Origin of the sequence: Phyllobacterium ifriqiyense, from assembly GCF_030817885.1 — a bacterium.
Taxonomy (GTDB): domain Bacteria; phylum Pseudomonadota; class Alphaproteobacteria; order Rhizobiales; family Rhizobiaceae; genus Phyllobacterium; species Phyllobacterium ifriqiyense.
In genome coordinates, this window is record NZ_JAUSZT010000003.1 from 1,606,814 (window position 1) to 1,625,271 (window position 18,458).

The 18,458-nt window shown below is 52.4% G+C and carries 21 protein-coding genes and 1 tRNA gene; 17 read left to right on the top strand and 5 right to left on the bottom strand.

The window, feature by feature from the left end; translation table 11 throughout:
• Nucleotides 1-9: 9 nt before the first annotated feature.
• The 4 genes from QFZ34_RS15360 (at nt 10) to QFZ34_RS15375 (ending at nt 3,199) form a co-directional block, all read left to right on the top strand.
• Nucleotides 10-333 carry a YbaB/EbfC family nucleoid-associated protein gene (locus tag QFZ34_RS15360; RefSeq protein ID WP_008122553.1) on the top strand — a complete coding sequence of 108 codons (324 nt, stop codon included), beginning with the start codon at nt 10-12 and terminating at the stop codon, nt 331-333.
• A gap of 437 nt (nt 334-770) precedes the next feature.
• The gene (gene recR / locus QFZ34_RS15365; RefSeq protein WP_307282478.1) at nt 771-1,376 is read left to right on the top strand and encodes a recombination mediator RecR; all 606 of its coding nucleotides are present in this window, start codon (nt 771-773) and stop codon (nt 1,374-1,376) included.
• 95 nt (nt 1,377-1,471) lie between these two features.
• Nucleotides 1,472-1,921 carry a pyridoxamine 5'-phosphate oxidase family protein gene (locus QFZ34_RS15370; RefSeq protein ID WP_115051358.1) on the top strand — a complete coding sequence of 150 codons (450 nt, stop codon included), beginning with the start codon at nt 1,472-1,474 and terminating at the stop codon, nt 1,919-1,921.
• A gap of 30 nt (nt 1,922-1,951) precedes the next feature.
• On the top strand, nt 1,952-3,199 hold the full coding sequence (locus QFZ34_RS15375; RefSeq protein WP_307282481.1) for a lytic murein transglycosylase: 1,248 nt from the start codon (nt 1,952-1,954) through the stop codon (nt 3,197-3,199).
• A gap of 4 nt (nt 3,200-3,203) precedes the next feature.
• Here QFZ34_RS15375 and QFZ34_RS15380 read toward each other — a convergent pair whose 3' ends face one another.
• Nucleotides 3,204-3,470, bottom strand: a complete 267-nt coding sequence (locus QFZ34_RS15380; RefSeq protein WP_115051356.1) for a hypothetical protein — start codon at nt 3,468-3,470, stop codon at nt 3,204-3,206.
• Between the two features lie 113 nt (nt 3,471-3,583).
• Nucleotides 3,584-4,510 carry a transglutaminase-like domain-containing protein gene (locus QFZ34_RS15385; RefSeq protein WP_115051607.1) on the bottom strand — a complete coding sequence of 309 codons (927 nt, stop codon included), beginning with the start codon at nt 4,508-4,510 and terminating at the stop codon, nt 3,584-3,586.
• A gap of 203 nt (nt 4,511-4,713) precedes the next feature.
• On the opposite strand from QFZ34_RS15385, the gene QFZ34_RS15390 reads away from it, so the two are divergent.
• The 6 genes from QFZ34_RS15390 (at nt 4,714) to QFZ34_RS15415 (ending at nt 10,867) form a co-directional block, all read left to right on the top strand.
• Nucleotides 4,714-4,893, top strand: coding sequence for a nucleotide exchange factor GrpE (locus tag QFZ34_RS15390; RefSeq protein WP_162802384.1), 180 nt, complete (start codon nt 4,714-4,716; stop codon nt 4,891-4,893).
• 322 nt (nt 4,894-5,215) lie between these two features.
• A complete protein-coding gene (locus QFZ34_RS15395; protein WP_307282484.1) occupies nt 5,216-5,677 on the top strand; it encodes a DUF4126 domain-containing protein in 462 nt (153 codons plus the stop codon).
• The gene (locus QFZ34_RS15400) at nt 5,674-7,056 is read left to right on the top strand and encodes an FAD-containing oxidoreductase (protein ID WP_307282486.1); all 1,383 of its coding nucleotides are present in this window, start codon (nt 5,674-5,676) and stop codon (nt 7,054-7,056) included. The genes QFZ34_RS15395 and QFZ34_RS15400 overlap by 4 nt, the downstream gene beginning before the upstream one ends.
• Nucleotides 7,057-7,264: 208 nt before the next feature.
• A complete protein-coding gene (locus QFZ34_RS15405) occupies nt 7,265-8,308 on the top strand; it encodes an autoinducer 2 ABC transporter substrate-binding protein (protein WP_115051353.1) in 1,044 nt (347 codons plus the stop codon).
• A gap of 85 nt (nt 8,309-8,393) precedes the next feature.
• Entirely contained in the window at nt 8,394-9,893 is a 1,500-nt protein-coding gene (locus QFZ34_RS15410; protein ID WP_307282490.1) for a sugar ABC transporter ATP-binding protein, read from the top strand.
• Entirely contained in the window at nt 9,890-10,867 is a 978-nt protein-coding gene (locus QFZ34_RS15415) for an ABC transporter permease (protein WP_115051351.1), read from the top strand. The genes QFZ34_RS15410 and QFZ34_RS15415 overlap by 4 nt, the downstream gene beginning before the upstream one ends.
• Nucleotides 10,868-10,968: 101 nt before the next feature.
• Here QFZ34_RS15415 and QFZ34_RS15420 read toward each other — a convergent pair whose 3' ends face one another.
• Nucleotides 10,969-11,148, bottom strand: a complete 180-nt coding sequence (locus QFZ34_RS15420) for a hypothetical protein (protein ID WP_307282492.1) — start codon at nt 11,146-11,148, stop codon at nt 10,969-10,971.
• A 7-nt stretch (nt 11,149-11,155) separates the two neighbouring features.
• Between QFZ34_RS15420 and QFZ34_RS15425 the strand changes: the two genes are divergently transcribed.
• The 3 genes from QFZ34_RS15425 to QFZ34_RS15435 are packed head-to-tail and all read left to right on the top strand — an operon-like array spanning nt 11,156 to nt 13,301.
• Entirely contained in the window at nt 11,156-11,872 is a 717-nt protein-coding gene (locus tag QFZ34_RS15425) for an ABC transporter permease (protein ID WP_307282494.1), read from the top strand.
• A gap of 25 nt (nt 11,873-11,897) precedes the next feature.
• A complete protein-coding gene (rbsK, locus tag QFZ34_RS15430) occupies nt 11,898-12,827 on the top strand; it encodes a ribokinase (protein ID WP_115051349.1) in 930 nt (309 codons plus the stop codon).
• 18 nt (nt 12,828-12,845) lie between these two features.
• On the top strand, nt 12,846-13,301 hold the full coding sequence (locus QFZ34_RS15435; RefSeq protein WP_307282496.1) for an RbsD/FucU family protein: 456 nt from the start codon (nt 12,846-12,848) through the stop codon (nt 13,299-13,301).
• 41 nt (nt 13,302-13,342) lie between these two features.
• Here QFZ34_RS15435 and QFZ34_RS15440 read toward each other — a convergent pair whose 3' ends face one another.
• Both QFZ34_RS15440 and QFZ34_RS15445 read right to left on the bottom strand, forming a co-directional pair.
• A complete protein-coding gene (locus QFZ34_RS15440; RefSeq protein WP_307282499.1) occupies nt 13,343-14,317 on the bottom strand; it encodes a LacI family DNA-binding transcriptional regulator in 975 nt (324 codons plus the stop codon).
• A gap of 235 nt (nt 14,318-14,552) precedes the next feature.
• A complete protein-coding gene (locus tag QFZ34_RS15445; protein WP_307282501.1) occupies nt 14,553-15,977 on the bottom strand; it encodes a phosphomannomutase in 1,425 nt (474 codons plus the stop codon).
• Between the two features lie 183 nt (nt 15,978-16,160).
• Here QFZ34_RS15445 and QFZ34_RS15450 point away from each other — a divergent pair.
• The 4 genes from QFZ34_RS15450 to QFZ34_RS15465 all read left to right on the top strand — a co-directional run bounded on the left by QFZ34_RS15450 (nt 16,161) and on the right by QFZ34_RS15465 (nt 18,443).
• Nucleotides 16,161-16,234, top strand: a tRNA-Gln gene (locus tag QFZ34_RS15450).
• A gap of 229 nt (nt 16,235-16,463) precedes the next feature.
• Nucleotides 16,464-17,234, top strand: a complete 771-nt coding sequence (locus QFZ34_RS15455) for a hypothetical protein (protein WP_307282503.1) — start codon at nt 16,464-16,466, stop codon at nt 17,232-17,234.
• Nucleotides 17,206-17,664 (top strand): hypothetical protein, encoded by a 459-nt coding sequence (locus QFZ34_RS15460; protein WP_307282505.1) that lies wholly within the window; start codon nt 17,206-17,208, stop codon nt 17,662-17,664. The genes QFZ34_RS15455 and QFZ34_RS15460 overlap by 29 nt, the downstream gene beginning before the upstream one ends.
• Entirely contained in the window at nt 17,661-18,443 is a 783-nt protein-coding gene (locus tag QFZ34_RS15465) for an HNH endonuclease (protein WP_307282507.1), read from the top strand. The genes QFZ34_RS15460 and QFZ34_RS15465 overlap by 4 nt, the downstream gene beginning before the upstream one ends.
• Nucleotides 18,444-18,458 lie beyond the last annotated feature (15 nt).

Sequence of the window (18,458 nt, forward strand, 5' to 3'; positions counted from 1 at the left end):
AGATAACCCATGCGTGACATAATGGGCATGATGAAACAGGCCAAGGAAATGCAGGCGAAGATGGCTTCGATGCAGGAGGAAATTTCCGCACTTGAGGCCGAAGGGCAGGCGGGTGGCGGGCTTGTCACTGTCAAGCTTTCCGGCAAAGGCGCACTGACTGCACTGACCATTGATCCTTCACTCTTCAAGGAAGATGATATCGAAGTCATTGAGGATCTCATCATCGCTGCGCACAATGAGGCCAAGGCGAAGGTCGAGGCAATCATGGCAGAAAAAACGCAAGCCTTGACTGCGGGCCTGCCAATTCCTCCGGGATTCAAGTTGCCGTTTTAATCCTATTCGAAAGCAACCAGAAGTTTATTGGAAAGAATGTCTTATTAAGATAGACTGTTCTTGGAGTAGGGAACGAGCCTTCGCCCGTCCCCTGGTCTCATTTTGAAAATTGAACCCGGATGTCAGTGACCAGCTGGTCCGGGTTCTTTTCACAATAAGAGTTACGCTAAACGGAAATCTCCGCATAGTTTCACCTCCAAGTCGAGAGCATGGCTGATGCCGCAGTTGGAGAAGCCCGTCCTCTCCAATACACTGGCTGGCACAGTGCTGCTGCTTTTGCCCTCAAACCCGTTGCGATCGCCGATACGATCCTTATCGGGTCTTGGAGCCGGAACAACCAATCCAAGATTGTATTATTTCGACCAAAATGTTGGATGGGTTGAACACTCCGCCGGTCTTTGATTCCCTAAAGCCGCGAATTGCTCTAAACCGGCGATATGTCGAAACGAATCGCCGGTCCAGAAATTGAGCGCCTAATCCAGCTCCTAGCCAAAGTGCCGGGGCTTGGTCCGCGTTCTGCCAGGCGCGCCGCCCTCCACCTTATCAAGAAGAAAGAAGCGCTGCTGATTCCTCTTGGCACCGCGATGCAGGATGCGGCCGAGAAGGTGCGCATCTGCTCAACATGTGGAAATGTGGATACATCCGACCCCTGCATGATTTGCACCGATCCACGCCGCGAACGCGCGACACTGATCGTGGTCGAGGATGTTTCCGATCTTTGGGCGTTGGAACGTGCCGGGTCGATGAATGTCCGTTATCATGTTCTTGGCGGACGCCTCTCTCCGCTTGATGGTATCGGCCCGGATGATCTCAATATTGCGACGCTTGTCGGACGGGTTGCCGAAGGGGAGATCAAGGAGATTATTCTTGCGGTGAATGCGACTGTCGAGGGTCAGACAACAGCACACTATATCACCGATCAGCTGGCAGATTTTGATGTCCGAATTACCAGGCTTGCTCATGGCGTGCCGGTTGGGGGTGAGCTTGACTATCTTGACGAAGGAACATTAACGGCTGCCTTGCGCGCAAGAACCACACTGTGAAGCCGCTAACTTGTCTTTTTCGAGATTTATGGTCGTTATACTAAAATGCGATAGGACCGAAAAATTTCGGGGCCGGGCAACAGGGGCGAAGTTTCATGATTATCCAGGATATGACGCAGCAGGAAATCAAGGAGTTTCTGGCACGCGCAACAATCGGGCGATTGGCGTGCGCGAAAGATAATCAACCCTACGTTATTCCCCTGAGTTTCGCTTACGATGCCGTTTCTCTTTATTCACTCACGTCAGCGGGCACGAAAGTCGACTGGATGCGTGAAAATCCCAAAGTGTGCATAGAGTTTGATGAGATCGTTGCCACTAATAATTGGCAAAGCGTCGTCGTCACCGGAATTTTCGAAGAGCTGACAAGCGAACCCGGCCATATAGAGGCGCGCAATAATGCGCATCGTCTTTTGAGCCGAACGGCTGAGTGGTGGGAACCGGCCTATGTAAAAACGATTTCAAGAAATCATGTCCGTCCGCTGGAACCGGTATATTTCCGTGTTGCCATCATTCATACCACCGGCCACAAAACCGTTGCCAGTTAAGACGCCAACAGTGCGGGGCTCAAAGATTTGATGAAAAAGCATTTTATCATTGGGTTGGGTATTCTGCTTGTGCTGAGCACAAGCACATTATCTGCCTTGGCGGCGTCCAAGCCCGAGGTTGATGCGCAATTCCAAAACTGGCTTGCCAATGATCTTTGGCCTGATGCCAAGACAGCGGGCATTTCGAAAGCAGTGTTCGATCAGGCTTTTGCCGGCGTATCGCCCAATCTGGACTTGCCTGATCTGATTCTGCCGGGCGAAAAGCCAAAGACACCAAAGAAGCAGGCTCAGTCCGAGTTCGGCTCGCCGGGAAAATACTTCAATGATAAGACCATAAATGCCACAACTGCTGGCGGCGTGGCGCGGGCAGGGCAATATGCCCGGACCCTGAAGGCCGTCGAAAGCAAATATGGTGTCCCGGGTGAGATCGTGCTTGCGGTCTGGGGACGCGAGAGCGGATATGGCAGCGTAAAAATTCCAAATAACGCCTTTACCGTACTTGGTACAAAAGCATTTCTGGCCTCGCGAAAGGAAATGTTCCGCAAGGAACTGATGGCTGCGCTGGAGATTGTCCAGAAGGGATATATTGACGCTGGTGCCATGAAAAGCTCCTGGGCCGGAGCGCTCGGTCAGCCGCAATTCATGCCGACCTCTTACCTGCAACATGCGGTGGATTTTGACGGTGATGGCAAACGGGATATCTGGAACTCGGTGCCGGACACGCTGGGTTCTATCGGTCATTATCTCAAGCAATATGGCTGGCAGGCAGGACGGGATTGGGGCTATGAGGTCACCGTGCCGGAAACCGTGAGCTGTTCCCTCGAGGGGCCGGATCAGGGCAAGCTGTTTTCCGCCTGGGAACAACTGGGTATCACCCGGGTCAATGGCAAGGCTTTTCCGTCCAGCGAGATGAAGCGCGAAGGCTTCCTTTTGATGCCCGCCGGAAGGCACGGGCCTGCATTCATCGTTACCAAGAATTTTTATGTCCTAAAAGAGTACAATATGAGTGATCTATATGCCCTGTTCATCGGGCATATTGGTGATCGGATTGCCCATGGTGCAAAAGGATTCAGCACTGGCTGGGGCGACGTTGGCGGACTTTATCGCTCTGACATTGCCAGCATGCAAAAGACGCTGGAAAAGCAGGGATATGACGCAGGCGGCGCGGATGGGTTTCCCGGTTTCAAGACGCGGCGGTCAATTGGAGCATGGCAGACAAAACAGGGAATGGAGCCAACCTGTTTTCCGGACAATGCGCTTGTCAAAGCGATCAGATAAACGCTTATCCTGACCGCTTGCGCTGCTCAAATCCATTTTGGTTCAGGCTTGGATGCGAGTTGATCGCGGTAATAACCGCCAAGGCCGCCAGAGAATTAATATCCTTATTGCCACGGTTGAAGGCTGTCATAACAGTTTCTGCAATGATCCTGGCGTCGTCATCGGTACTGGACTTTACAACGAGCGTTTTGGCGGCTTTGTCGTAGGCCGCTTGCATGATGTTCCAGTCTTCTTGCGAGTAAATCGACTTCGACGCATTATCGAAAAGCATCCTGTGGGCTCCTCCTCAGACCGAACCGAAGCAGCAAATTACCCTGCCAAATGTGGCATGGCAAACCTCAAGCATGTTTGTTCCGATACAATGATTCCGAGCGAGAAAGGGCTCTAAATCGTTGGTTCTGTCTCGGATGCTTGCCGGATATGCCGTGAAAGCCGGGACCACCTTTGGCTAAACCACGGGGTTACCAGCGATATTTTCTCAAAACGCCTGTTGGTAAATGTTGGAGCGTTCTCTTCGAACGTCCAGACTTTGAAATTGGTCAATTCATGCGGGCCAAATGTATAAATGAGGGGGGTGTCCGCTGCATCACGGCCGCGGGCGACGACAATCCGGCCGATGCGGCGCTGATTATGGCGGGCATCAAACGTGTGCCATTTGCCACCTAGAAAGACTTCGAACCATGCATTGAAATCCATCGGGGCCGGATCAGCGGGTACGCCAATATCGCCCATATAGCCATTCACGTAACGGGCAGGAATATTCATGCAGCGGCAGAAGGCCACGGCAAGATGAGCGAAATCCCGGCACACGCCGACACGTTCTTCATGGGCCTGTGCAGCCGTGCGTGTGGCCCTTGCAAAACCATAGCTGAATGTCAGGCGTTGATTGACGTAATCGCAGATTGTCTGAACTCGTGTCCAACCCGGTTTGACATGCCCGAACAGGCTCCAAGCAAGATTGCTCAACTCGTCTGTTTCACAATAGCGGCTGGCAGAAAGGTAAGCCAGGCATTCCGTGGGAAGTTTGTCGACGGAAACTTCTTCGGCATTTTCATCGACCGGATCTGGCAGGCCATCATCGTTGACAACAGCATCATATTTCAGTGACAAATTGCCTGCCGGTGCAACCAGCCGCAGACAATTATTACCAAACAGATCTGTGAATGTTTCCAGATTAACCTCTGGCGTTGCCGTGGGTCCACGTTCGCATTGAACATCTTTCAGCCGTGCGGATTCCAGATTTAGATAGGTCGTCATAGGGGTTGGCTCGTTGCAACGAATTCCTATCTCGTAACCAACACGGATCAACATGGGCATATCCTTTAATCTTTTCAGAACAACGCCGGGACGGGATGCTGGTTCCGCCGCCTTGAATTTTTTGCGTAGAAGGATTTTGCAATTCGGTTGATTCATAAACTGTTGACTATAAATCACGGCAATTCGAACCAAATCAGCTTATTTGAGTTATGCTAGTACGGTGCGAGATGCGCCGCATGGAGTGGATTGGAATGATCATGGCACGACATCCAGTGAACGACCGGACTGCAAATGTGCTTCGCGAGCAGGTCGTGCGCGCTGATTATCGCCGAACGATCGAAACGGCCCGTCCATCACAAGTCGAAAAGAATATTCCGGACGTTCTACGTGATCTTTTGCAAAGACTTGATGCGGCGGAAAAGAAGCAAATCCGTTAACAGCGTGGCTATCTTATCAAAAACAAGTCACCAGGCTTAGTTTTTGATTTGCATCAAGCTGTCATGATAGGGCGCACGTCCTGATTTTGCATTGTGCACGAAGGATCCAAACGAGAGTGCAAAGGCGAAGAATATTACAAATACGATGCCAAGACGCTGAACAAGCATGACAAATCCCGTCGGTATTTGCTGCGAATAGTAACGCGCGCAGCAGTTGAATTTTTACAAATTATGTGTCGCAATATGAACGCCGCCTGAACCTCTTGTTCATCGAGCATTTGTGTTGTCGGTCGATCGCGAATTCAACGGGGGTTGGACTTTTATGATCATTACACTAGCACTTCTGATTGGTGTCATTGCAGGCTTGAGAGCTATGACCGCGCCGGCAGCGGTGAGTTGGGCTGCCTATTTGGGTTGGCTCAATCTGGGTGATAGCTGGCTGGCGTTTTTGGGCTATGCCTTCACGCCCTGGATCATTTCAATACTCGCCATTGGCGAGCTCATCACAGATCAGTTGCCATCGACCCCGAGTCGAAAAGTACCGGTGCAATTTGGCACACGCGTTCTAATGGGCGCAGTCAGTGGCGCTGCCATAGGCATTGCCGGCGGCATGTTGGTTGCCGGGTTGATTGCCGGGGCAATAGGCGCTGTCATCGGCACCTATGGTGGTGCTTATATCCGTAGCGCGCTTGCTGCCCGCTTCGGACAGGATCGGCCTGCGGCATTGATCGAGGACGCAGTGGCTATTATCGGTGCCTATCTGATTGTTGCTTCGCTGCCATGAGTAATTCTTTCGACGCGATCATTATTGGGGCGGGGCAGGCGGGGCCCGCGCTGGCAGGAAGACTTACAAGCGCCGGCAGAAAGGTTTTACTCATTGAGCGGAAGCTTTTCGGCGGCACCTGCGTTAACACTGGCTGTATGCCGACCAAGGCGCTGGTGGCAAGCGCCTATGCAGCGCATTTGGCGCGACGTGGCGCTGATTTTGGCGTTACGATCGACACGCCCATCCGCATTAACATGAAACGCATATGGCAACGAGCCGATACCGTTTCCTCAACCGCCCGAAATAATATCGAGAGTTGGCTGAAGGGCATGGATAATTGCACCATTGTGCAGGGTCATGCGAAATTTATCGGTCCGCATGAAATAGTCGTTGGCGGCGAAACCTATACGGCGCCTCAAATATTCATCAATACTGGCGGACGCGCCGTCATTCCGGATATGCCCGGAATTGATGAGATCGATTATCTGACCAATACCGGCATCTTGCAGCTGGACACACTTCCCGAACATCTGGTCGTGATCGGCGGAAGCTATATCGGACTCGAATTTGCACAGATGTACCGCCGGTTCGGTGCAAAAGTGACAATTGTCGAGAAGGGTCCGCGACTGGTTTCCCGGGAAGATGAAGATGTTTCCGAAGCAATCAGACAGATAATTGAGGCCGAGGGCATTGAATGTCGTCTGAATGCCGAATGTATTTCGTTCAAACGTCATGCGAAGGGCGCGCAAGTCAGTGTCGATTGCAGTTCGGGCGCACCGGCTATCGTCGGTTCGCATGTGCTTTTGGCTATCGGGAGGCTACCCAATACCGATGATCTGGATGTAGAAAAAGCCGGTATCGAGATGGACGAACGCGGCTACATCAAGGTCCATGATGATCTTTCGACCAGCGCGGATGGAATTTGGGCGCTTGGTGATTGCAACGGGCGAGGGGCCTTCACGCATACGTCCTATAATGATTTTGAGATTGTCGCAGCCAATTTGCTCGACGGAGAGGATCGCAAGGTCAGCGCGCGTATTCCGGGCTATGCGCTTTATATCGACCCGCCGCTTGGCCGAGTAGGTTTGAACGAAACACAGGCGCGCAAGTCAGGCCGACCACTTCTGATTTCCAAGAGGCCGATGACACGCGTCGGGCGCGCAATTGAAAAGGATGAGACCAAGGGTTTCATGAAAGTTATTGTCGATGCGGAAACAAAGAAGATTCTAGGTGCCGCAATTTTGGGAACCGGCGGTGATGAGGCCATTCATGGCATACTCGACATGATGAATGCCGATGTCGATTATGGGAAATTGCAATGGGCAGTGCCTATCCACCCTACCGTTTCGGAGCTGATTCCCACCTTGCTTGGTGATTTGAAGCCTGTCGATAACTAGACAGACATCCATAATCGGATACATTTGCTTAAATGGACATACAAACGTATTGACAACTGCCGTATGATCTGGAAAGTCAAATGAAACGTTTCATATTGAAGAAGCGGCGATGACCGGATGAATTCAAAAGAATGATTGCGGTTGTCAGGGAGAGATGGAGTTGGCGGGTTTGTGCTCGCTCCGAAGAGCAACCAAGGGAGGAAGCCTCGTGAAGAAACTTTTAGCATTACTGGCAATAACGCTGGCACTGGCCGTGCCGGCGCTGGCTGAGGGCCCCGTCGACACCTCGAAGGTCAACAAGGAATATGTGACCGGAGCCGACGGCAAGTCCTATACGATCGCAACTGTCGTCAAGGTCGATGGCATTGCCTGGTTCGACCGCATGCGCGAGGGTGTCGAGCAGTTCAAATCCGAAACAGGCGCTGACGTCTGGATGGTCGGTCCTAGCTCTGCGGATGCTGCTGCACAGGTGCAGATCGTAGAAAATCTTATTGCCCAGGGCGTAGATGCCATTTGCATCGTGCCATTCTCGGTAGAGGCTGTTGAGCCGGTTCTGAAAAAAGCACGCGAGCGCGGCATCGTCGTGATTGCGCATGAAGCTTCGAACATCGTCAACGCTGATTATGTCCTGGAAGCATTTGACAACAAGGCCTACGGGGCCAAGTTGATGGAAGTTCTGGGTAAATCCATGGACGGCAAGGGTAAGTATCTTGCTACCGTCGGCAGCTTGACATCGAAATCGCAGATGGACTGGATTGACGGCGCCATTGAATATCAGAAGAAGAATTTCCCCGACATGTCGCTCGCGACAGAACGTCTGGAAACCTATGATGATGCCAATCAGGATTACACCAAGCTGAAGGAAGCCATGACAACCTATCCGGACGTCAAAGGTATCCTCGGCGCACCAATGCCGACCTCTGCGGGTGCTGGACGTCTGATCTCTGAAGGCGGATTAAAGGGTAAAGTCTTCTTTGCTGGTACAGGTCTTGTTTCGGTTGCAGGCGAATATCTCAAGAATGGCGATATCCAGTACATTCAGTTCTGGGATCCAGCAGTAGCCGGTTATGCCATGAATGAACTGGCTGTCATGGCCCTCAACAAAAAGACGGACCTTATTAAGGCTGGTCTCAATCTCGGACTGCCCGGCTATGACAATCTGCTCGCTCCAGATGCATCCAGACCAAATGTACTTTTTGGTGCCGGTTGGGTTGGTGTTACCGCAGACAATATGAATTCATATAATTTCTGATTTTTAACGTGACAGGAAAGCGGGGGCGTTGCAGAAGGCCCCCGCTTTCCTGATATTCGCGGATCTCCACCATAGCGGGGAAAGCATGAGCGAAAACCTTCTGGAACTTAAGAATATCAGCAAGCGGTTTGGCGGCCTTGTGGCGCTCGATAATGTTTCGCTTGTTGTGAAGCCCGGGGAAATCCACTGCCTTGCGGGTGAAAACGGCTGCGGCAAGTCGACGATCATCAAGACCATAGCAGGCGTTTATACGCCCACCGAGGGGGAGATCCTGATTGACGGTAAGCCAGTAACAGGATTTACGCCTGCGCGGTCCGTACAACAGGGCATCCAAGTTATCTATCAGGATTTTTCTCTGTTCGGGAACTTGACCGTTGCAGAAAATCTGGCGCTGAACACGCTGCTTCTTGAAGGCAAAAAGTCAGTCAGCTGGAAACGGATTCGCGATCTGGCGACCAAAGCCCTGGCGCGTCTTGGCGTCACCATGGACCTTGATGCCGACGTGGAATCGCTACCGACATCCGGCAAGCAGATCGTGGCAATTGCCCGCGCCATGATGGGTGATGCCAGGCTTATCATCATGGATGAGCCGACAACTGCCCTTACACGCCCAGAAGTTGACGCCTTGTTCCGTATTGTCCGCGATATTCAGGCTCAGGGAATTGCAGTGCTTTTCGTCAGCCATAAAATGCGCGAAATGCTTGAAATCAGCGAGCGGCTGACTGTTCTTCGCAATGGCAAAAAAGTTGCAGAAGGTCCGATCAGCGATTTTAACGAGGCGGCCATTACCCGCGCCATGACAGGGCATGACCTCACGGATCAGACCTATGAATGGACGCCTGTAAAAGGTGATGAGCAGCCGCGTCTGAATGTCAAACAGTTGAGTATTCCGGGCACGTTGGAGAATATTGACCTGACATTGCACGCGGGCGAAATCGTCGGCTTGTCCGGTCTGATCGGCTCCGGTCGTACGGAGCTTGCGCTGGCACTTTTCGGGATGAACCCAAAATATACGGGTTCGGTGACAATTGACGGCAAGGCCGTCCACCCGAAGACCGTACAGGACGCCATCGCCAGCGGTCTTGCCTATGTGCCCGAGGACCGTCTGACCGAAGGGCTGTTTCTTACCCAGTCAATCGAGCGCAATATGCTCGCTACCTCCTTCGAAAACTTCGTCAGCGGTATGTTCATTGACCGCAAAAAAGCGGATGCGGCGACGAAAGCCATGTTTGGAGCGATGCAGATTGCAGCACCCGGTCCCCAGACTCCGGTCAACCATCTTTCCGGTGGTAACCAGCAGCGCGTGGTGCTCGCCCGGTGGTTGTTGACAGGCGCGCGTGTCCTTATCCTCAACGGCCCTACCGTTGGCGTCGATGTGGGCTCCAAAGCCCAAATTCATCGGAAAATCCGTGAGCTGGCTACCGAGAATGGTTTGGCTGTGCTGATGATATCTGACGATGTTCCCGAACTCGTGCAGAATTGTAACCGTGTCATTGTCATGCATCGCGGACGTTTTGTTGATGAAGTCGCAGCAGATGCATTGAACGAAGACGCATTGAACGACCGGTTGAAGGCTTTGAAATGACGATTTTTCGCCGATCAGAATTTATCATCGCCGCCATTCTACTGGTCGCCATGATCTTTATTGGATTGATTAACCCGGCCTTCTGGTCGCTGGACAATATGTTCGGGTTGCTCCGCAGCAATGTCATCATCGGTATTATGGCGCTGGGCGTCCTTGTCGTAATGATTTCCGGCGGTATCGACGTATCCTTCACCGCCTTTGCGGTGGCGGCGATGTATCTGACCGTCAAGGGCATGCTCTATTTCGGTTATGAAGGCGTGCTTGTGCCCTTTATAGCTGCAACCCTTATCGGCCTCGTTCTTGGCGCGTTCAATGCGTTTTTCATTCATACATTCCGGATGATTCCGCTCATTGTCACGCTTGGAACCGGCAGTGTCGTGCGCGGTCTGTTGCTCGGCCTGGTCGGTACCAGCATCATCAATATCGATAAGATGCCGCCGGAGCTGATCAATTTTGCCAAGGTCAATCTCGTCAATTCAACATCGGCAACCGGAACGAATTTCGGCCTGACGGCCATGATCCTCATCTATCTCGGCCTTGCGCTCGTGACGCATCTTTTTCTACGCTACACGATGATCGGACGCAGCATTTTTGCCTATGGCGGTGCGCCGGAAGCTGCCAAGCGCGTGGGCTTCGATACGCGCAAAACATTGTTCTTTGTCTATTGTTTTGCAGGCGCTCTGGCAGGATTTGCCGGTCTTTTGCAGGGCTCGATGATCTGGCAAGCGAACCCGCGTGATTTCGCAGGTTTCGAGCTTGATGTCATTGCAGCGGTCGTGCTGGGCGGCGCTTCGATCTTTGGTGGACGCGGCAGCGTTGCCGGAACCTTGCTCGGAGTGTTCATGCTCGTCATGGTCAAGAATAGCCTGATCATCATGAAGGTCGATACAACATGGCAACGCGTTGTCGTCGGCTTGATTATCGTTGGAGCGACTGCGCTGACAGCGTGGCGCGATCGCAAGAAACTGGTGTGAGAAGCACAATGTCAGACCGTTCAATCGCCAAACGTATTTTCGGGCAGGACCGCAATATCCTGCAGCTTATCGCCATCACCATTCTGGTTTTTGCACTGATGTCATGGCTGAATCCGGACAAGTTCCTGCGCTACTATAATTTTGAGTCCATTACCTACATCATGCCTGAGCTTGGCATTCTGGCGATTGCCATGATGATTGCCATGCTGACTGGCGGCATCGATCTGTCGGTGGTAGGCATTGCCAATCTTGCCGGCATTCTTGCCGGCGTATTCTTCCACTCGGTCATTGTCGGAACAGATCAATCCACCGGGGATGATCCTGCTCTATACAGGTATCGGCATATTGCTCGCGCTCGGCATCGGATTGCTGGCGGGATTATTGAACGGGTTCCTGATTTCGAAGCTGCGGATTACGCCTATCCTTGCGACGCTGGGAACTGGACAGATTTTCACTGGTCTTGCCGTGGTTCTCACCGGCGGTCCCGCAATCACGGGCTTTCCGGATGGCTGGAACTTCATTGGCAATGGCAAGGTGCTGGGCTTGGCAACGCCATTCGTGCTGTTCGTTATCGTAGCAGGTGCGGTCGCCATCCTGCTGACGCGTACAACCTTCGGCGTCAACCTGATGCTCATCGGTACCAACCCCCGTGCTGCAATTTTTGCCGGTCTGCGCAAAGATCGCATGATCCTTTATTCTTATATGCTGACAGGCATGATGGCCGCCATCGCCGGGATTATCCTTTCCGGTCGCACAAATGCTGCCAAGTCGGATTATGGTGCATCCTATCTTCTGCAAGCTGTTTTGATTGCCGTTCTTGGAGGCACCAACCCCGCGGGCGGCAAAGGCAGGGTGCTTGGCGTCTCCATTGCATTGATTGCGCTGATGCTGCTTTCTTCCGGCTTCCAGATATTGCGGTTCTCCAACCATCTGATCGATTTCATATGGGGTGGATTTCTGCTCATCGTTATTGCCCTGAATGCTTTCCGCAATACAGATAGATAAGAGTTGTAATTTGAGGGACATACATATGGCACGACGCATCGCAGTGGTCGGCAGCAACATGACTGATCTGGTCACATCGATCATCCGCATGCCTGCACCCGGTGAAACACTGGAAGCGCCTGAGTTTTCCATGGGCTTTGGCGGCAAGGGCGCAAATCAGGCTGTTGCTGCGGCAAGACTTGGTGCTGACGTTTTGATGCTCACCAAAGTAGGTGATGATGTTTTTGGTCAAAGCACGATCAATAATCTCAAAGACAACGGAATTGATATCTCCCATGTCGGGACAGTTCCAGGCAAATCGAGCGGCGTTGCGCCAATATTCGTTGATGAAACGGGTGAAAACTCCATCCTCATTATCAAGGGTGCCAATAATGATCTGAAGCCTGCTGACATTGATGCGGCGGCGGACGATTTGAAAAAGTGCAGTCTGATACTGATGCAGTTGGAAGTGCCGCTGGAAACTGTGTATTACACGCTCGCCTTTGCCGAAAAACATGGAATTGAAACAATTCTCAATCCGGCACCTGCTGCACCGGATTTGGATCCTTCAAAAGTCACGACAGCCACTTTCGTCGTTCCTAACGAGTCTGAGCTGGCCTTGTTGACCGGGTTGCCGACGGGAACAGATGACGAAATCGAACAAGCAGCGCGGTCGCTGATCGCCAAAGGTATACGCACAGTCATCGTCACGCTGGGCGCGCGCGGAGCCCGCTTGATAACAAAAGATCAATCAACAATGATTGCTCCGGTCAAGGTCACGCCGAAAGATACAACCGGCGCTGGCGATGCCTTTATAGGCAGCTTCGCGCGGTTCTATGTCGAAACCGGTGAACTTGAACCATCGCTGAAGAAAGCTGCCATTTATGCGGCAGATTCCATCACACGCCCAGGCACGCAGAAGTCCTATGCCACAGCCAGGGAATTCGAGCAGTTTCTGACCACCCAATCCGCTTAAATGAAGAGGTAAGCAACCGTGCTGAAGAATCTCGATCCGCTGCTGAATGCCGATGTTCTCTACGCCCTGAAATCCATGGGGCATGGTGACCGGCTTGTTATTTGCGACACCAATTTCCCGGGCGATTCCATCGCGCGGCAAACGAAATTGGGCCGTCTTTTGCGTATCGACGCCGTAACGGCGCCACGTGCTGCCCGAGCGATCCTTTCGGTTATGCCGCTTGATACATTCATCGACGACGCAGCGGCGCGAATGGAGATTGTCGGAAGCCCAGACGAAGTGCCGGATGTGCAAATCGAAATGCAGGCGGAGATTGATCAGGCTGAAGGTAAGCATTGGCCAATGGTTTCAATCGACCGGATGGCGTTTTATGAGCATGCCAAAAACGCCTACTGCGTTATCGCAACAGGTGAGCGCCGCTTTTATGGATGCTTTATCCTGACGAAGGGCGTCATCGCGCCGGATAACGCTTGAGCCTGGAGCAAAGGCCGCTCCACTAGATGCTTACGAGTGTCTTAGCGCGGTGCAGCCGTTGAATTGCGTATAACCAATGTCGCATCAAGCAATCCGGCGTTGGTACCCGCGGCGTTTTCACCGATAACAAACGCCACTGCTCGCGCTGCGATTTGTTCCACAGGCTGGCTGATCGTGGTCAGTCTTGGCGTGATCAGATTAGCGAGCGGAATATCGTCGAATCCGATGATTGAGAGATTATCGGGAACTTTAAGATCAAGATCGCTCGCCGCGCGCATCAAGCCAATAGCTTGCTGGTCGCTGGCGGTAGCGATTGCGGTGGGGCGGACGTCTTCAGGACTGCTCAGCAAGTGTTTTCCCAGGACCTCGCCCGACTGATAATCGAAATGCCCCTCTACAACCTCTGGCTGAATGCCGGCGGCAATAAGTGTATCTAGAAACCCTTTGCGTCGCTCCCGGGAAACGGGGGATTCATTGGGCCCCGCAATGTAGGCAATACGCCTATGGCCGAGTTGCAAAAGGTGCTGCGCGGCAAGGCCAGCACCCGCATAATGATCCACCGAAATCAGCGGATAATTTTTCAAGCGGCGGTCTACCGCAACAGTCGCAATATCGCTCTGCCACTTTGCAGGTGCGCCAAATTGCGTGGGAACGACGATCAAGCCGGTCGGATAACTGCGAAGCAGAGTTTCTATCTGTGAAAGCTCGATCTTCGGATCATCATTGGTGATGGACAGCAAAACGGAAAAACCGGCTTGCGACGCGCTGGCTTCCACGTGTTTTGCAAGTTCTGCGAAAAACGGATTGGTAATATCGGGAATAACCAGACCGATCATATCGGTTCGGCTGCGTCTCAAGCCCCTTGCAACGCCGCTTGGCCGGAAGTTCAGCTCCCGGATGGTTGCCTCTACCAGCTCGCGCAGTTCTTTCCCGACAGTTTCGTTTTTGGCCAGCACGCGAGAGACTGTACCGACGGAAACATTGGCCCGCGCCGCTACGTCCTTAATGTTGACCATCGAGAACCTTTTCCGAATCGCTGGTGGAGTGAATTTGATACTTGTATCCCATCCGGTCGCAAACTCTTATACAAATGTCAAATTCGTAAACGCCACCAGATACATATACTTAACTGAAGCCTTGTTGATGCTAACAGTCGCTACGAGCGTGCCCAAGACAGTTAGAATCAGACAACCAGCTGACAATTGGTGTCAGCCTCACTCCAATCGCATGCTCTATTCCCGTGAGGCCAGCTCAGCCATATTTGCGTAAGTGCTCGCCAGCTCTTTGCAAGCCCCACTCAAGCAATTGTTCGGCCCGCGCATCAGTTGCAGCTTCCGCATAGCAGCGCAATTCTGGCGCATTGCCCGAGGCGCGATAATGGACCACCTCACCAGTCGCAAAAACAATGCGTATGCCATCAATGGCGTCATTAGCCTCAATAATGCCGAGCTGGGCAAAAAAGCTTGCGCGTTGGTCATCGTCAAGCAAAGCCTGAAGGAATGGGCTGCTCTTGCTGGATTCAACATGCTCAATGCGGCCGCTCCGCGTGAAGCGCGCGGGAAGGTCTTCCAGCAATTTCGACACCTGCACCTTGTCTCTCGCCGCCATACCAAGCACCGCGATGATCGGCAGCATGGCATCGCGCGTAGGCAATGCCACCACAATGCCGTCGCCCAAATCAACATTTGAACCCAGCAGCACACCGCCATTGGCCTCAAAGCCGACGATCCGCTGATAGCCATCCCTGGCGGCCTGTTGCATCGCCTCAATGACATAGGGCGAGCCTACTTTTGTGCGATAGACCTTGGCAAAAAGGCCACTTAGCTCAATAGCTGTATTGGAGGTGACGGGTGTCACGACGGCATCGGCATTCAAAAAGCGCGCCGTCAGCAAGCCAAGACTATCGCCGCGAATAAAGGTCCCGGTTTCGTCGGCAACCAGCGGGCGATCCGCATCGCCATCGGTTGAGACCATTGCATCGAGTCGGTATTTTTCGGCAGCGCCAGCGGCCAGCGTAATATCTTCAGGCCGCAATGCTTCCGTATCCACTGGCACAAATACATCCGAACGGGCGATGGCGACCGTTTCCGCGCCCAGTGCCCCGAGCACGCGCACGATCAGATCGCGCCCGACCGAGCTATGCTGATAGACGCCGATGCGCTTGCCTGCAAGTGCTCCGGCGTCGAGTATGGATATGCACCGATTTTCATATTCTGCCAGCGCCTTTGGCGAAATATCCCCGGCATCGTCGGGAACGGAGATATCATTCCCGGCAAGGTCGAGCACGGCGAGAATACCCGCCTCATCGCTCTTGTCGATCTCGCCATCCGGCCGATAGAATTTCAAGCCATTGCGGTCAGCGGGAATGTGGCTGCCAGTAACCATGATAGCCGGAAGCTTTTGGGCCAGCGCCCGCAGAGCCAGCGCAGGCGTCGGCAGAGGGCCGCTATTTTCAACCTCCATACCGAAAACCCGGGCAGCGTCGATACAGGCGGCGGCGATTCGCGGGCTGCTCTCGCGCAGATCATAACCGACCAGCAGCTTACCGCCTGGCGCAATAGCATGAGCCTTTTGCATGTGACGCAGGAATGCCAGCGTATAGGCCCGGCAAATCGCATCGGGAAGTTCGCTTACCAGACCGCGAAGGCCGCTCGTTCCAAATTTCAAGCTTGTCATTGTTTATTCTTCATGCCCCCGGGCCTGCGCATATGTGGTAATGCACATATATAACAGTTTATGATCAGGGCAGCCTTTTCGACAAGATAAAACAATTGTCAAAAGATGCGATCAAGGGGTTTGCAAGCCGATTGATTTCAACTATATGACGACCCGCATCACTGTTGTCCCTCGGGCAACTGTTGGGGAATAGGTTAACGGTAGACCCACGGACTCTGACTCCGTTAGTCCTGGTTCGAATCCAGGTTCCCCAGCCACTCTTTTTCTCAATAAAATCATCCAGTTAAGCTAGGGCAGGCGCCCGCCCTTGTTCAATTGCATGTTGCAATCCAGTGCAACATGATCCGATTGATTTACAATGGTTTTCTGTCACTATCCGCAAATCCATGCGACATGGATGCAACATGGCATGAACCCGGTCCATTCCATCCTATTTCGTTTACATTTGTTTGATATATTCTGACGTGAAAAATTGGGAGGCGAGCAATGACAACCGAAACGTGGTGCGATAAATTGGCTTCGACACCCACCATAGGTTTCCAATACGACAGCGCTCATCATGCAGGAAGTGACACTTTACTCACTGCATTGAGCCCTTTGCTTGACCAATGGAGCACACCCAATAAGAGTGAATTTTCGATTACCAGCCAAGACAGTTTTACTCTAAACGTCCAGCGGGAGAATGGATTCCTTTATCAATTTGATCCTTGGAAGTCGTCTGTTGCGTTTCAACATCAGATGCGGCTTCGTCCGACAAGTGGTGGCCTCCCGGTGGCTGAGTTTGCATCAGAACCTCTTCCTTTCACATCATTGCTTGACGATGCGCTAGAGCAACTCTTGGATATTTCTCTTATGATGCCGATGGCGAAGGAAAGGTCAGTCAAGCGTATTGGTATTGTTACAACAACAGTCGTCACCGAAGATGATTTGCCGCCCGGCATTCTGAGATTTATAAAGTATGTATCGCGACCATGGGGACAAGGAGTGGAAAGCTACAACTTTACGATCATTTCAAAATTGAGAGAAACCGACAATTTTTTCACTCGCTGCATTCATACAGTTGTTAAACCAGACGACCCGGTGCAATTAATGACGCTTCGCTTCGATTGGCAAAAAACATTTGAACGGCCTATAACGATCGTTAGAGACAATTTGTTCAAAGAAGTTGTTACTGCCAAGAATTCCGCACTAGAGTATCTTGAGGAAGTCGCAGAGGGAAACGCGTTCGATGAGCACCTTATTAAAGAGCGGCCGTAAGACAGACGACATTACGGCCGGAATCTTGCCCGATCGTGATGCGCAAAGTATACCTTCCAGCGACGGTCAACGAGTTAGCGGCAATTGGAGTTCTACGGCATTGGAGCTTCCCAAACTTTCCGGCGCAGCGGCAGGAACTGCTAAGATTGCAGGTCGGATAGCTGCCACGCGGATTTCGGCGATCGAGCATGATCGCCTTCTTATGGAGCGGCAGCGCCTGCTCGATAAGAAACTCGACAGAACTATCACGAAAGCGGAAGAGAATCGCCTGGCCTATGTTAGGTGGTCGCTTGATAGAATTGAGGACGCTAAATTCGGAATGTCGCTGGATGTTCTGGAGTCCCAAGTCAACGTATTCGAGAACCTTAACGTAGAATTGAACAAATTTTACGACCAACTAAATTCGAAGATTCCCCGCAAAAATCGATGAATTCAACGACATCGCCAGAGGTAAAGAGAGATGAAGTACCGCTCGTCGTTAGATCGGTAGTCGCGCCAGCACTTCCATATAACGAGTACAAGCAACCTCTCAGGCGAGATTTTTTCCATAGTTGCGCGTACTGCACAATGTCTGAAGCGGAGGCGCAGGCCATTCGCTTCACCATTGATCACTACGAACCACGCGGTTCACGTCCAGACTTGGAAAACGTCTACGACAATCTGATGTGGGCGTGCGATGAGTGCAACCGTCGAAAAGGAAACAGAACACCACCGGCGAAAGCTCGCGAGGACGGTCTCCGCTTTTTCCGCCCGGATACCGACGTCTACACCGAGCATTTTCACCGTGACGGGTCGACACTCATATCGGACACGAATACTGGCTGGTATTCCCTAGAGGCGTTAGATTTGAACCGTGAGGCATTGTGTCGTCTTAGGGACCTTAGGATGCGTCTCACCGAATGCGATGCTGCCGTGACGGCGGGCATATTAGCTATTTCTCATTTTCCGATTGATCGCCTACCACATCACATTAGGGGACCAGCGATACGCGCAATACAGCAACTCAAAGACGCACGAAATCACACGATTGATGCGATAGAAGAGGTTTTGCGAGATCACGCCAAGTCACCTTATTTGGATGACGACCCCGCAGCCCCGGAGCGCGGCGCAGATAGAGCAAGGAAGCTCAAACAGGCAGAAGCGCTATATCCTGGCTTGGATTGGAGGGCGCCTCGAAAAACGCCATCAGCCAAATCGGCTGTCGGCTGAGCGCCTGCAAGTCTG

What these genes read in the sequence shown, in the direction of transcription:
- QFZ34_RS15360 (WP_008122553.1), top strand. Translation starts at nt 10, where the DNA reads ATGCGTGACATAATGGGCATGATGAAACAGGCCAAGGAAATGCAGGCG.
- recR (WP_307282478.1), top strand. Translation starts at nt 771, where the DNA reads ATGTCGAAACGAATCGCCGGTCCAGAAATTGAGCGCCTAATCCAGCTC.
- QFZ34_RS15370 (WP_115051358.1), top strand. Translation starts at nt 1,472, where the DNA reads ATGATTATCCAGGATATGACGCAGCAGGAAATCAAGGAGTTTCTGGCA.
- QFZ34_RS15375 (WP_307282481.1), top strand. Translation starts at nt 1,952, where the DNA reads ATGAAAAAGCATTTTATCATTGGGTTGGGTATTCTGCTTGTGCTGAGC.
- QFZ34_RS15380 (WP_115051356.1), bottom strand. Translation starts at nt 3,470, where the DNA reads ATGCTTTTCGATAATGCGTCGAAGTCGATTTACTCGCAAGAAGACTGG.
- QFZ34_RS15385 (WP_115051607.1), bottom strand. Translation starts at nt 4,510, where the DNA reads ATGTTGATCCGTGTTGGTTACGAGATAGGAATTCGTTGCAACGAGCCA.
- QFZ34_RS15390 (WP_162802384.1), top strand. Translation starts at nt 4,714, where the DNA reads ATGGCACGACATCCAGTGAACGACCGGACTGCAAATGTGCTTCGCGAG.
- QFZ34_RS15395 (WP_307282484.1), top strand. Translation starts at nt 5,216, where the DNA reads ATGATCATTACACTAGCACTTCTGATTGGTGTCATTGCAGGCTTGAGA.
- QFZ34_RS15400 (WP_307282486.1), top strand. Translation starts at nt 5,674, where the DNA reads ATGAGTAATTCTTTCGACGCGATCATTATTGGGGCGGGGCAGGCGGGG.
- QFZ34_RS15410 (WP_307282490.1), top strand. Translation starts at nt 8,394, where the DNA reads ATGAGCGAAAACCTTCTGGAACTTAAGAATATCAGCAAGCGGTTTGGC.
- QFZ34_RS15415 (WP_115051351.1), top strand. Translation starts at nt 9,890, where the DNA reads ATGACGATTTTTCGCCGATCAGAATTTATCATCGCCGCCATTCTACTG.
- rbsK (WP_115051349.1), top strand. Translation starts at nt 11,898, where the DNA reads ATGGCACGACGCATCGCAGTGGTCGGCAGCAACATGACTGATCTGGTC.
- QFZ34_RS15440 (WP_307282499.1), bottom strand. Translation starts at nt 14,317, where the DNA reads ATGGTCAACATTAAGGACGTAGCGGCGCGGGCCAATGTTTCCGTCGGT.
- QFZ34_RS15445 (WP_307282501.1), bottom strand. Translation starts at nt 15,977, where the DNA reads ATGACAAGCTTGAAATTTGGAACGAGCGGCCTTCGCGGTCTGGTAAGC.
- QFZ34_RS15455 (WP_307282503.1), top strand. Translation starts at nt 16,464, where the DNA reads ATGACAACCGAAACGTGGTGCGATAAATTGGCTTCGACACCCACCATA.
- QFZ34_RS15460 (WP_307282505.1), top strand. Translation starts at nt 17,206, where the DNA reads ATGAGCACCTTATTAAAGAGCGGCCGTAAGACAGACGACATTACGGCC.
- QFZ34_RS15465 (WP_307282507.1), top strand. Translation starts at nt 17,661, where the DNA reads ATGAATTCAACGACATCGCCAGAGGTAAAGAGAGATGAAGTACCGCTC.